The sequence below is a fragment of the Pseudoalteromonas sp. 2CM36K genome, from assembly GCF_023161865.1.
In the GTDB taxonomy this organism is placed as follows: Bacteria; Pseudomonadota; Gammaproteobacteria; order Enterobacterales; family Alteromonadaceae; genus Pseudoalteromonas; species Pseudoalteromonas tetraodonis.
The window spans coordinates 107,350-121,159 of record NZ_JALNTK010000008.1; the positions used below are offsets into that span (position 1 = coordinate 107,350).

Genomic DNA, 13,810 nt, shown 5'->3' on the forward strand with positions numbered 1-13,810 from the left:
AAAAGGTGCTGCGGCACCTTTTTTTGTTGTAGATCAAAGCCTCCTCCCCTTTGCTTTTTTACAATACGCAGCAACTTAAAAGATAAGGTGCGCGTGATGATTAAACTTCCTCAATGGGATCAAACTTTAATAAACAAATACAATGTATCGGGCCCGCGTTACACGTCTTACCCGACCGCACTTTCGTTAGCTGATGGTTATCAGCAACAAGATTTGATTAGCGCTATTGAATCATCGCAAACCCGTTCGTTGTCTTTATATATCCATATTCCTTTTTGTAGTCAGCTTTGTTATTACTGTGGCTGTAATAAAGTCATTACTCGCCACCAATCTAAAGCCGATACCTACCTAGACTTTTTAGCTAAAGAAATTGCAGCACAAGCGCCGCTGTTTCAAGATTATCGGGTTGAGCAATTACATTTGGGGGGCGGCACACCAACCTTTTTAACCGTAGCGCAAATGACGCGCTTAGTAAAGCTGCTAGAGCAACACTTTAACTTTAGCGATACCTGCGAGCGCGGTATCGAAATCGACCCTCGCTCACTGGCTGACAATATGCTGGTTGATTTAAGCGAGTTGGGGTTTAATCGTGTGTCATTTGGTATTCAAGATTTTAATGATCAGGTTCAGCTGGCTGTTAATCGCCCTCAGCATGTTGATGAGGTAAAACAATTAATTACCCAAGCAAAACAGTTGGGCTTTAAATCAATTAATGCAGATATGATTTATGGCCTGCCTCTACAAACACCTGAGAGTTTTAAGCAAACTATTGAGCAACTGATTGCCTTAAACCCTGACCGCGTTTCAGTATTTAACTACGCTCATTTACCAGAACGTTTTGCCGCCCAACGTAAAATTAAAGACGCCGATTTACCCAGTGCGCATAATAAGCTCACCATGTTTAAAAATACACTAGAGCAAATGACGCAGGCGGGCTATCAATTTATAGGTATGGATCACTTTGCAAAAGTTGATAATGAGCTAGCCATTGCACAAAATACTGGTCAGCTGCATCGTAATTTTCAAGGCTACACCACTCATGGTGAGTGCGACTTATTGGGCTTAGGTGTCTCGTCTATTTCGCAAATAGGCACAGCGATATTACAAAATAAAAAAGAGTTAAAACATTATTATCAAGCAGTTGATGAGCAAGCAGGCAGTGCCATTAATAAAGGCATGCATTTAACCCAAGATGATCTTATTCGCGCCGATGCGATTAAGCAGCTTATTTGCCAGTTTGAGCTTGATATGAGCGTATTCGCGAACAGGCATAAAATCAGCTTTAATGACTACTTTCAGGATGCCTTAGAGGCACTCGCACCATTAATTGCCGATGAAATGGTAACAATAGAAAACAACCTAATTAGCGTAACACCAAAAGGGAATTTATTTATTCGTATTATTTGTATGTGCTTTGATGCGCATTTACAAAAACAGATAAATGCCACTCGCTTCTCACGCGTTATATAATTTAAAACTAGCACGTACAAAAAAGCAGACCAAGGTCTGCTTTTTTATATATGCCGTAAAATCTAAGCGCTAGTTAAAAACCACGTTTTCGCTGCCTTGGGCTGCTTTAAACTCAACAATAATTTTTTTACAGTCAGCTTCAATTTCATCACTCAGTGATTCTTCTGCACGCCAGCGCGCCGTGTCTTGCTTAAAAATTTCTTTTTTAGCGTACTTTTTGCGCGAATCATGGGTTGGCATTTCTTTTACCACGTCGTACATTTTATAAATACCCGGGTATGCACTCGTTAGGTCGCGCTCAGTATCAAAACTATATTGCGACATAAGCACCCAAATACGTAAGCACCCCTCAGAATAATCACATTGCTTTTCATTCATAGCACGTGCAATTAAATGAATACTATCGGCTAACTTCGCATTACGCTTTAAACGCGACTGTTTTAGCTTTTGCTGTTGCTCTGCCTGTTTTTTGCTAATTAGCTTTTTTTGCACATTTAGCTTATAGAGCAACTGACCCGCATAAAATGCCAAGCCCGCTATAATAGCAGCACCTACAACTAAGGCTAAGATCACTGCTGTACTCATTGCGTGTCCTTATTACTTATCTTCGTCGTCATCTAGCCATTCATTCGCTAGATCGTTTGATAGGTATTGATCAAAGTCTGAATTACTGTCTTCATCGCTGAAGTCATCTTCAAACTCTTCTTCATCTTCAATGCCTAATAATTTACAAAGCACTTGGTGACGCGCTATGCGGCTATTGAAGTATTTTGCATCTTTACCCGTTAGCATTTCACCTTGCTCATGACGCTCAACTAATTTAAGTAAGCGCTCATCATTTTCAAGGACTTCTAACTCTTGTTCAGGCGTTAATTCTGGTTCAACGGCCTTTTTAAGCTCAGCTACAGGTTTAAGGTTACGTTTCATTTCGATTTTTGGTTCAGCAGCAGGTGCAACCAATGGCACTGCTTTTTTACTACCAACGCGTTTATCTTTAGTAGCCGAACTTGCTTTTTGAGTGTCATTACTCAATGCATCCGGTGCATTACGTGAACCAGGCTTAGCACCCTTAGTTTTTTTAACACGTTGCTCTTTCAATGCGCGCATTTCTCTAAGCTTATCTTGGCTTAAACGAACGGGACCATTTGATGGTATTTTACGTGACTTTTTCTTTCTACTCATATCTTGATCGTCTCACTTAAGAGGTTTTGAGCGAGGCGCAACTCAATGGGCATCGCGGTGCTGGCCTAGCCAGGAGAATTCAGTTTGGGCATTTTGTGCGCCAAAGCACAGTTAAGGTGCTTTTTTTAAACGGGGGGTATTGTAACAGGACAAATAAAAAGGCGGTAGAGAAAACATCTCTACCGCCTACTAATCTGAGCGCCGTTATATGGACACTTCTCCCTTCGACTTTTTAGCCTTTATTGTTTTTATTATTATTTTCTATCCGTATTTTTATTATTTATCTTCCGTGTAGCATTCCATTTTGTTTTTATTATTAAACTTCCATGAGTATTTTATTATTTTCGGTCTTCCTAACACTTTTTTGATATTTCCTTTGGTAGCACACTCTATGTGCTATTCAGTCGTGCCGCGCTACTATCCTTATAACGTTTTCCTATTTGTTATTGTTTTTGCGACAGGGGTTAATTTACTCGTTAATAATTTTGTTACAACTAATTTATATCTTTTTTATTGTACTACACATGATAAAAAGCACTAAAAGATATTAATTACAAGAAGTTACATTAAAAAATAAAAATAAAATGAGATTTTTCTTACATCAAAGCATGGTCAATGTCTTACAAGAGAAGGAGCTTTATCGGTCACGGCAGGCACAAAAAAAGCAGCTAAAGCTGCCTTTTTCACTAATTAACAATATATTATGTTAACAACATCTAAATAAATACGACTTTAGTGTAGACCACCAAGGTATTTAGAGAGTGTTTCAATGTCTTTATCTGTTAGTTTCTTTGCAATGTCCTGCATAACACCATTTAGGTCGTTATTACGAACACCATCTCTGAACTGTTCAAGTTGTGACTTGATGTATTCTGGATGTTGGAAAGAAATCTTTGGGAATTTAGCAAGTGAAGAGCCATTACCACGTGGACCATGACAAGCCGCACATGATGGGATACCGCGCTCAGCATCACCTGCTTTATATAACATGGCGCCTGTTTCTTGAACATCTTTCGGTGTAGCACCTTCAGACATGTTCAAAGAAGCAAAGTAAGCAGCCAAGTCTTTCATATCTTGATCACTTAATGGCATTGCCATGCCGCTCATTACTGGGTTCATACGACCTTCTTTACCGCCCGAAGTCATACCTAATTTAAATTCAGTAAGCTGCTTGTATATGTAATCTGCGTGTTGGCCTGCAATTTTTGGGTAGATGTTAACCGGCGCATTACCGTCTGGGCCGTGACAAGCCGCACACGTTGCTGATTTTTCTTTACCTGCGTTTACATCGCCATCAAATGCTGTTGCGTTGCTTGCTGACAACGCACCAAGCAATATAGTTAAAGATAGTGCTATTTTTTTCATGGTGAATTCTCTGTTTCCGACCCTGTATCATCTACAATATGGATGTTGTGATTTTTATATTCTACACGATATTAAATTCTCTGGCACGTTTTCTACACACATTAAACCTATAAATTATAGGGTTTTGAGTAAAATTAAACGCTAAGCCAGTTAAAATGTACTGTCAGCAATGATCTTACATGCTCAAATACACTTTTTAATAGCTACTTTATAGTATAAAATACGCGCCAGGGGTGAATTTGGTTTACCCAATGTTATTTTTTAAGTTTTAGGAGAGCCTGTGCTCAAATCTCGTATCAAGTATAACACTGCGTCTTTTGTTACAAGCGCGCCAGACATCACTAAATTACCTGCTGATACGGGAATTGAAGTCGCGTTTGCCGGTCGCTCTAATGCAGGTAAATCAAGTGCGCTAAATGCCCTAACCGATCAAAAGTTAGCACGAACCAGTAAAACACCCGGCCGTACTCAGCTGATCAACACCTTTGAACTTGCCGATGTAGATAATATGCGCCTAATTGACCTACCTGGCTATGGGTTTGCAAAAGTGCCGATTGAAATGAAAAAGAAATGGCAAAAATCGCTAGGCGAATACCTGCAAAAACGTCAAAGTTTAAAAGGTATTGTGGTATTAATGGATATCCGTCATCCATTAAAAGATTTAGACCGCGACTTAATTAATTGGGCTGTAGGCAGTGAAATTCCGGTATTGGCACTATTAACTAAAGCCGATAAGCTAAAGCAAGGTCCGCGTAAATCACAAGTTCTTAGCGTACGTCGTGAGTTAAGTGAATTAGATGGCGATATTACGGTTCATGCATTTTCATCACTTAAAGGCACCGGCTTACCAGAAGTCGCTAAAAAGCTAGATGAGTGGTATTTAGGCCCAATCGTGGCCGTTCCACCTGCTGATTTAGCAACGCCAGATAGCGAATAATTACTGTAAGTAAAATTTCTGCTGTGCGGAGGTAATAAAATAGCCGAGCTCATCTGTTTCGGCTATTTCAGCCCACTGATAAAACACATTACGCGCAACTCGCGCAAAGCAGCCGTAGGGTAACTGCATATAAGGCACGGCCGCGCCTTTGTAGTCATTGATATAAAGTGACTCAGAACGACTTAATAGCCATGTACGGTTTAAATTATCAATACAACAAATAACGCTTCCCTCTGATGTCGGTTCACTGTGCCAATTTACAATAATAAAAGGCGCATCCTTAACCTCAATCGCGATTTTTTCTACAGGTGTTTTTAAGTAAAACTGCCCATCTTCGTTGCATAATACACTGGCAAAAAGTTTCACCATTGATTGACGGGTAATTTCACTACCTGCGTAAAACCATTTACCTTGCTCATCAATCAATAATGGTAACTGCCCGCAATAAGCGGGCTGCCATTGTTCAAAAGGTTTGCTTGGCTCGCTGAGTTGCTTGCTAAGCTCGTTAAGTGAAATCACTGTTTTTTAAATGTTAGTGCAAAAGTAACCGGTACAGCAGTAGCAATTGAAGGTAATCCGGCTAATTTTTGTAACTGCATTACCCCTTCAGTGATCTTAAAGTCATCACTGTTGATAATAATAGGGGAGAATGATGCCACACTTAAATCTCCATTGGCCGCACTGCTTACGAGTACATCAACAGCAAGTGGCTTTTTATGGCCATGAAAGTCTAGCTCAGCGCTAATACCTTTTAATACGTACTGCCCAGGTTGCTTAATAAGTGACAACTTATCAGATAAGTCAGCGGTTAATACTGCGTTTGCAAACGTGTCAGACTCAAACAATATTTTACTTAAACGTTCGTTACGGATAGGGATAAAGGTTTCGGCTGAGGTTAAATCAACGTTTACGCTAAATTGACCCTGATCGCTCAGCTGCCCTGCTAACTGAGTAAAGTGACTTGCTTCAGCAATGCTATTTTTTTTAATTGATACAAAACTTAATTGGCTTTTATCGTTCAATAGTTGCCAGTTTGCCGATGCAGCACCTGAAACTAGTAAACATGATAAAGATAAACCTGCGATAGCTAACGTTTTAAACATAATGCACTCCTAAAATAAAAAGACTTATACCGGTAAAAATAATACTTTGATCAGCCAAGCTGAAAATCATTAGTTACTGTGTGGTAAATCGAAAATGCTAAGTAGACTGATGGTATCACTTGAAACGCTAAGTGCAATTAGAGAATAAATTTAACGCTTGGATGCAAGGCAATAAAAAACGGCCCATCAAATATATGATAGGCCGATATAGCAAACTGGGGAGAAGCTATTAATACGTTGCATCTTACGATGCATCATCAACAGGATGCCCTACAGGATGAGGACGGGCGGCACTTTACCAAAAGCAAGTGTAAAAATACAAGCATATTATTAATAATCGTAGCGAATTGACGAACCCCTAACGATTTAATACAAACTGCTGTTTAATTTAACTTTTTTTTAACCTGCAAGATGAAGAAAAAGCGCCGTTAGGCGCTTTATGATAATCTTTTTGAACTCTGTATTTGGCCTATATTAAAGCCAGTACAGTAGCGCTAAATTAGTGTGCTTGTTCCCAGTTATCACCTTCGTCAGCTTCAACAATAAGTGGTACATCTAACTGCGCCGCTTGTGACATCAGCTCACAAATCTGTTTGGTATATTGCTCAGTACATTCTGTTTTAATCTCAAATACCAATTCATCGTGTACCTGCATAAGCAGCTTAACTGTATTAGGTGCTTGCTGATTAACCCAAGCATGCACGCTTAACATCGCTTTTTTAATAATATCGGCCGCAGTACCTTGCATCGGCGCATTAATTGCTGCGCGCTCAGCGCCTTTGCGACGAGCACCATTACGCGCATTTATTTCTGGTAAATGTAAGCGACGGCCAAAAATTGTTTCTACATAGCCTTTTTCGGCCGCTTTCTCACGCGTTGTTTCCATGTATTCTAAAACACCTGGAAAACGCTCAAAATATTTATCAATATAATGCTGCGCTTCATGGCGTGGTACATCAAGTTGACGTGCTAAGCCAAATGCTGACATGCCATAAATTAAGCCAAAGTTTACCGCTTTAGCTTTACGGCGCATATCTGATGTTACCTCTTCAAGCTCAACCCCAAATACTTCAGCAGCCGTGGCACTGTGAACATCTAAGCCATTAGCAAATGCGCTTAGTAATCCCTTATCTTGCGAGAGATGCGCCATAATACGCAGTTCTATTTGGCTGTAATCGGCAGCCACAATTTTATATCCATCTGCGGCAATAAACGCTTCACGAATACGACGCCCTTCCTCTGAACGAATAGGAATATTTTGTAAATTAGGATCGCTTGAGCTTAATCGACCTGTTGCTGTTACCGCTTGATGATAAGAAGTATGCACTCGCTGCGTGCGTTCATTGACTATCAAGGGTAACTTATCGGTGTAGGTTGATTTGAGCTTAGATAAACCACGATGCTCAATAATCACTTTAGGCAATGGGTAATCATGCGCTAACTCTTGTAGTACTTCTTCTGCTGTAGAGGGCGCGCCTTTAGGTGTTTTTTTGATAACGGGCAATTCGAGCTTTTCAAATAACAGCACCTGTAGTTGCTTTGGTGAGCTTAAGTTAAACGGTTCGCCCGCGATTTCAAACGCTTCTTTTTCAAGCTCAAGTAATCGCTCACCTAAACGTTGGCTATGCGTGGCCAACATGTTGCTGTCGATAGCAACACCGGTGCGTTCAATATCAGAAATAACACTTACTAGTGGCATTTCTATATCTTCAAACACCGATTTTAGTTTTTCATCCGCTTCAAGTTTCGGCCATAACACTTGGTGCAAACGCAAAGTAATATCGGCATCTTCAGCGGCATAAGGCGCTGCTTTTTCAAGTTCTATTTGATTAAATGTAAGCTGCTTTTTACCTTTACCAGCAATATCTTCAAAGCTAATATTTTTGTGGCCTAAGTATTTAAGCGCCAACGAGTCCATATCATGACGGGTGCCTACGCTATTAAATACATAAGACTCCAGCATAGTGTCGAACTTAATACCATTTAATTCGTAGCCTGCATTGGCAAGCACGCTTTTATCGTATTTTAGATTTTGACCTACTTTAGCTTTATTTTCGTCTGCTAATATCGGCCCCAACTTTTGCATCACAAATTCAAGGCTTAACTGCTCGGGCGCACCGGGGTAATCGTGTGCTATTGGTAAATAAGCCGCTTCCCCTGCTTTAACCGCAAAGCTCATACCGACCAATTGCGCTTTCATATACTCTAAACTGGTTGTTTCTGTATCAAAAGCAAATAGCTCAGCTTCATTAAGCTGTTCTATTAATGTCTCAAATTGGGCCTCAGTTAAAATAGTTTCATAGTGCGCATCTTCAACTTTTGGCAGCTCATTCTCTTGCGTTGGGACTGCTAAATGTGTGTCGGCATCTTTTGGGTTGTCTAGCAATTCAGCTAGCCAACGACGAAACTCACATTCACCGTATAAGGCAATTAATTCGTCTTTATTCGGTGTTTGCAATTTAAAAGTATCAAGATCAGCTTCAACCTCAACATCACATTTAATAGTGGCAAGCTCATAGCTTAACGGTAAATGATCAATCGCTTTTGCCAGTTTCTCGCCTATTTTACCTTTTATATCAGAAGCATTATCAATTACGCCCTGAAGCGATCCGTACTTTTGTAACCATTTAACTGCTGTTTTAGGTCCACAACCCTCAACGCCAGGAATATTATCTACTTTGTCGCCCATTAAAGCTAAATAATCGATAATAAGTTCAGGTCCAACACCAAACTTTTCAACCACAGTTTCGGGATCTGAAATACTGTCGGTCATGGTATTAATCAAGGTTACATGCTCATTGACCAACTGCGCCATATCTTTATCACCAGTCGATACCAGCACATGACGTTGTTGCTCAGAGGCAATCCGTGCAAAAGTACCGATTACGTCATCGGCTTCCACGCCCTCAATACTAATTAACGGAAAACCCATTGCTTTGATAATACTGTGCAGCGGCGCTATTTGAGTACGCAGATCATCAGGCATTGGCGGACGGTTCGCTTTATACTCACTGTACATATCATTTCTGAAGGTTTTACCTTTGGCGTCAAATACCACCACCATATGTGAGGGATCATATTGTTTGATCAAACTTTTAAGCATGTTTACCACGCCATAAATGGCACCGGTGGCCTCACCCTTAGAGTTGGTTAGATGTGGTGGTGAATGATAAGCACGAAACAAATATGAAGAGCCATCAACTAAAATAAGCGGGTTTTCGGGGATCTGAGCCATGGTAAAATTGGATCCTAAATACAAAAAAGTAATATGAGTGTAAGCATGCCATAAGGCAGTAAATAAAACGACTGTGAATTAATGTGAGTAATAGCGCTACATTTTTGGTAAGTTGTGGATAACTATGTAGATAACACCCACGAACAATTCATCCGAAGCATCTTAAAATGCCTAGATTAATTTGTAATTTATTGTTTTGTCTAAAAAAAGATAATTCGAGGTTCTTTTTTATTATTTTTTTATTAGTGTGGAAAAAGCATTTATACCGTCACTGGTTTTATAACCCACCTTAATTATTTACGTCCATTTAAATAACTGGATGGGCATTCTAGCATAATGGATCAAAGATCATAGCGATCCTTTATAATTTTTTTCATGGCTACTAATCACTAAATGGCATATAGCGCATAACAAGGTGCTTTGCGCCTAAAAAACGAGCAAATAAATTTTTAAATCGGCTGATTCATCGTGTTAAACTTTATTTAAGAGACTTTAATGGAGCGAAATGATATGAAAAATATAGCTGTAATTTTAGCAGGTTGTGGTGTGTTTGATGGTAGTGAAATTAATGAGGTGGTACTGACTTTATTACATATTGAAAAAAATAATGCTCAGTATCAGTGCTTTGCACCTGATATAGAGCAGTACCACACCATTAATCACATCACTGGTGAAGAAATAGCACAGCCGCGAAATGTATTAGTTGAATCAGCTCGCATCACCCGTGGCAATATAAAGTCACTCGCTGAATTAGACGTTACACAATTTGATGCACTCATTGTCCCTGGGGGCTTCGGGGTAGCTAAAAATCTATCTGACTTTGCTATTAATGGCACTAACGCTAAAGTAAACGAGGCAGTACTTAGCGCTTGTAAAGCGTTTGCGGATGCAAAAAAAGCCACGGGTTACATGTGTATTGCACCGGCTCTATTGCCTTTTATTTATCATAAACCTCAGCTTACTATTGGTAATGATAGCGACACAGCCGAGGCTCTTAGCACATTAGGCGCTGAACACGTAGAGTGTAAAGTGGATGATATTGTTATTGATAAAAGCAATAAACTCGTTACGACACCGGCCTATATGTTGGCACAATCTATTATGGATGCAGATGCAGGAATCGATAAGTTAGTGCGTAACGTATTAGCTATGAGTTAGTCGTAAGGGCTTTGATCGCATTAAAGGCGTGATGATCCCGTTTTATAATTTAACTACGCGCTAAACCATGTAATTTTATTGAGTTAAGACAATCATTAGTCGTATTTCTAAATAAAATCGACTCTGAGCATTTTATAAATGACTTAGTGGAGTTATAATTGGTTTAAATTCCGTCATTTAAAATCGTGATTGATCACGTTCAAATTGAAGTGGGCAAGGCAAAATGAAAAAACTATCAGCTGCAGCATTACTTGTGCTAGCAACCACCGCATACGCACAGCCATATGATAACTCTATGACTGAAGATGCAATTAAAAAACGTTTAGCGCCTATCGGTGCTGTTTACCTTGAAGGTGAAAAAGTAGCAGTTGCTGCACCAACAGGGCCTCGTTCAGGCGAGCAAGTATATCAAGCGGCCTGTTTTGCTTGTCATGGTACAGGTGCTTTAGGCGCTCCTAAATCAGCTGACGATTGGGCTCCTCGTATTGCTAAAGGAAAAGATACCTTATTAGACCATGCAATCAATGGCTTCAATGCAATGCCGCCACGTGGTACATGTATGGATTGTTCTGATGATGAAATAAGCGCAGCAATCGACTTTATGACTGCTAAATAAAATCAGTCAGGCAAAAACTATAAATGAAAGGCTTACTCACAGTAAGCTTTTTTTGTTTCTAATTATCGACTTTTCGCAGCATAATAAGATAAATATCTACTTGACGCAAAATGTTAAAAGTGGAACTATAATGATTAATAACTATACAAAAAATTATAACTGGTTAAACATCATTGGAAGATAAACTCATTGTACCGAGTAGCGTAGTGCGCCAAAATAAACGACTAAAAGCACTATTGAAAAAGTACAAACATGCCTACCACCTCCACAATGCCCTGATACAGTTATCAGAGCAAGCAAGTACTGTTGCCGAATTAACCTTACTTTACCCAGCTATTCATGACATTTTACAAAAGTATGTCCCGAGTAAAAGCTTTTATGTGGTGCTTGTTGAGCCGCAATCACAACAGTTGGAACTGTCTTATTTTTCTGATGAAAAAGATGGAATTTCTGTACCACTTAATCGGGAGAATAATTTTAAAGAAGGCGCAACGGGTTATGTGTTTAAGCAAGGAAAGACCATTTATTTCACTAAGCAACAAATGCATGATGCTGCACAGCAAGGCTTATTTAAAGCATTAGGTACACCTGCAGAACACTGGGTAGGCGTTCCAGTTTATCAAGAAAAAAATATTATTGGCGTATTAGCAGCGCAAAGTTACGACACTGAGCAAGGTTATAGTTCGCAACAAATAAACCTACTTGAAGCAATATCACTTTATTTAGCGACAGCTATTGAACGCGTTAAGAAACGAGAATTGCTCGAATCAGAAGTAAAACTAAGAACCCGTGCATTAACGCAAAGCAATGATGCTTTAAATGTTGAAATACAACAGCGAAAAAGCGCCCTGCAACGCCAGCAAATATTATTTAAAATTTCAGAGCTGACAACTCAAGCTAAAAACCTAGATGATGCTTATTTTCAAATACACGAAATAATAAAAACCATCACTTACGCAAAAAATCTTTATATTGCCTTGTATGATAAAGAAACGGGTTGGATCAGCTTTCCTTACAGTGTTGACGAATTTCAAGGCAGCACCCAACCAAGGCGCTTTGCAAAAGGGTACAGTGAGCTGGTGATCAGCACCGAAGAAACACAAATAATTCACCCGCAAAGAGCACAAGAGTTATTGGATAATGGTATTGTAGAGCGTGAAAAACCAATTGATGAATCTAGAAGAGCCACCAGCTGGCTTGGCGCTCCGCTCAAAACATCGCAAGGGGTTATAGGTTTAATTGTTTGCCAAGCTTATAATAATGAACATCTTTTCACACAAGATGATGCAGAACTCATAACCTTTGTATCGCATCAAATTGCCACGGTATTACAAACAAAATTAGCCTCACAGGCGCTGAAAAAGAGCCACCAAGAGCTCGCTTCTCGAGTAAAAGAAAAAACCAAAGAGCTAAGCCAAGCAAATTTGTATTTACAGATGCAAATTGATGAGCGTAAAAAAATAGAGCAGCAGCTGTATCACGATGCGCACCATGACTCATTAACAAGCTTGCCTAATCGTAATTTATTTTTAACGCAGCTAGAAAAAACGTTACAGTTTTACCAACGTCACCCTGATGAGCACTTTGCGGTACTGTTTATTGATCTTGATAAATTTAAAGATATAAACGACCAGCTTGGGCACCATGCCGGAGACGAATTTTTAATTAGCGTGGGTCAGTTGTTCTCTCAATGTATCCGTGAGCATGATTTATTAGCACGCTTAGGGGGAGATGAATTTGTCATTTTACTCACTCATTTAACCGAGCCAAACCAAGCTGAAGATGTTGCAAATCGAATCATCAACATCATGCGAAAACCTTTCTGTACAAAAGGTATTTGTGTGCAAAGCGGCGCGAGTATTGGTATCACTTATTCAAAACAAAGCTATAAACATACAGATGAAATTATTAGAGATGCAGATGCCGCAATGTATTACGCTAAAAACTCTGGTAAAAATCGCTTCGAATTATTTCACCCGTTACTCACAGAGCCAATGCTGCAACATGAGTCACAAACATTGCACCATTTTGATGTATTACCTATGACGCTTCGTGGCTCAGATATTATTTCTATGGATGAGCATTATCAATATGCCTCATTATTTGAAGCGTTTGGTGAACACCCTGTACTTGGCTTTACTAGTTTTGATATTTTAAAGAAATTTGCAAGTGATAAAGAACAGCATATAAAAGTAGAACTCCAACTGATTTTACAAGCGTATCAACAAGCGAAAGACGCTGAAATAAGCGTTGCTCTTCTGCCTTGCTCAAGTCTGCTTTTAGAAAAGCATGAATTCTCTTTATTAACAGCTGCACTAAAGCAGCCATTAAACATTGATCCACTTTGTTTGTTGTTTGATGATCAAGAATTACGTTACGCCAGTGCGCTGCAACTAGAAAACTTAAAACAGCTTAAAGCGCTGGGCTACTCTATTGGTCTAAATAATTTCGCAAAGGATAAATGCGAGCTTAATTTAGTGACCGAGATAGAATTTGATTACTTACTATTAAGCTCCACTTTCAGTAAACGAATATTGCAGCAGGAATGCTATGACTTGCAGCTACAAGGTTTGCTGGCTATCACTAAACTTAAACACATTAAAGTGATAGCTAAAGGCCCGTCAATATTAAACTTCAGAGCCCTTTTAGATAAACACGGCATAAACCTATTCGTTGCTAAACAGCACCCACTAACCAGCGCTATACCAGCTACACTTAAAAACTCAGAATCAAAATAACGCTAA

At 39.4% G+C, this 13,810-nt stretch carries 11 protein-coding genes; 5 read left to right on the top strand and 6 right to left on the bottom strand.

Annotated elements, in window-relative coordinates:
- The first annotated feature begins 96 nt into the window (after window positions 1-96).
- Window positions 97-1,470, top strand: coding sequence for an oxygen-independent coproporphyrinogen III oxidase (gene hemN / locus MTN97_RS06970; protein WP_248474025.1), 1,374 nt, complete (start codon window positions 97-99; stop codon window positions 1,468-1,470).
- Window positions 1,471-1,539: 69 nt separating this feature from the next.
- Here hemN and MTN97_RS06975 read toward each other — a convergent pair whose 3' ends face one another.
- From MTN97_RS06975 to MTN97_RS06985, 3 genes are all read right to left on the bottom strand, one after another.
- On the bottom strand, window positions 1,540-2,055 hold the full coding sequence (locus MTN97_RS06975) for a DUF2489 domain-containing protein (protein ID WP_024602131.1): 516 nt from the start codon (window positions 2,053-2,055) through the stop codon (window positions 1,540-1,542).
- A 12-nt stretch (window positions 2,056-2,067) separates the two neighbouring features.
- Window positions 2,068-2,652 (bottom strand): Der GTPase-activating protein YihI, encoded by a 585-nt coding sequence (gene yihI / locus MTN97_RS06980; protein WP_036981057.1) that lies wholly within the window; start codon window positions 2,650-2,652, stop codon window positions 2,068-2,070.
- A gap of 732 nt (window positions 2,653-3,384) precedes the next feature.
- Window positions 3,385-4,017 (bottom strand): c-type cytochrome, encoded by a 633-nt coding sequence (locus MTN97_RS06985; protein WP_013463877.1) that lies wholly within the window; start codon window positions 4,015-4,017, stop codon window positions 3,385-3,387.
- 280 nt (window positions 4,018-4,297) lie between these two features.
- On the opposite strand from MTN97_RS06985, the gene yihA reads away from it, so the two are divergent.
- Window positions 4,298-4,954, top strand: coding sequence for a ribosome biogenesis GTP-binding protein YihA/YsxC (gene yihA, locus MTN97_RS06990; protein ID WP_036981056.1), 657 nt, complete (start codon window positions 4,298-4,300; stop codon window positions 4,952-4,954).
- On the opposite strand, the gene MTN97_RS06995 is transcribed toward yihA, so the two are convergent.
- From MTN97_RS06995 to polA, 3 genes are all read right to left on the bottom strand, one after another.
- Window positions 4,955-5,473, bottom strand: coding sequence for a DUF1285 domain-containing protein (locus tag MTN97_RS06995; protein ID WP_138626390.1), 519 nt, complete (start codon window positions 5,471-5,473; stop codon window positions 4,955-4,957). It lies immediately after the preceding gene.
- Window positions 5,470-6,057: a YceI family protein gene (locus MTN97_RS07000; RefSeq protein WP_036981054.1), complete on the bottom strand. Its 588-nt coding sequence runs from the start codon at window positions 6,055-6,057 to the stop codon at window positions 5,470-5,472. The genes MTN97_RS06995 and MTN97_RS07000 overlap by 4 nt, the downstream gene beginning before the upstream one ends.
- 499 nt (window positions 6,058-6,556) lie before the next feature.
- A complete protein-coding gene (polA, locus tag MTN97_RS07005) occupies window positions 6,557-9,292 on the bottom strand; it encodes a DNA polymerase I (protein ID WP_036981053.1) in 2,736 nt (911 codons plus the stop codon).
- Window positions 9,293-9,802: 510 nt separating this feature from the next.
- Here polA and elbB point away from each other — a divergent pair.
- From elbB to MTN97_RS07020, 3 genes are all read left to right on the top strand, one after another.
- Window positions 9,803-10,450, top strand: coding sequence for an isoprenoid biosynthesis glyoxalase ElbB (elbB, locus tag MTN97_RS07010; RefSeq protein ID WP_028834474.1), 648 nt, complete (start codon window positions 9,803-9,805; stop codon window positions 10,448-10,450).
- A gap of 223 nt (window positions 10,451-10,673) precedes the next feature.
- The gene (locus MTN97_RS07015; protein WP_016899314.1) at window positions 10,674-11,066 is read left to right on the top strand and encodes a c-type cytochrome; all 393 of its coding nucleotides are present in this window, start codon (window positions 10,674-10,676) and stop codon (window positions 11,064-11,066) included.
- A gap of 173 nt (window positions 11,067-11,239) precedes the next feature.
- Window positions 11,240-13,804: a diguanylate cyclase domain-containing protein gene (locus MTN97_RS07020; protein ID WP_248474026.1), complete on the top strand. Its 2,565-nt coding sequence runs from the start codon at window positions 11,240-11,242 to the stop codon at window positions 13,802-13,804.
- The last annotated feature ends 6 nt before the right edge of the window (window positions 13,805-13,810 follow it).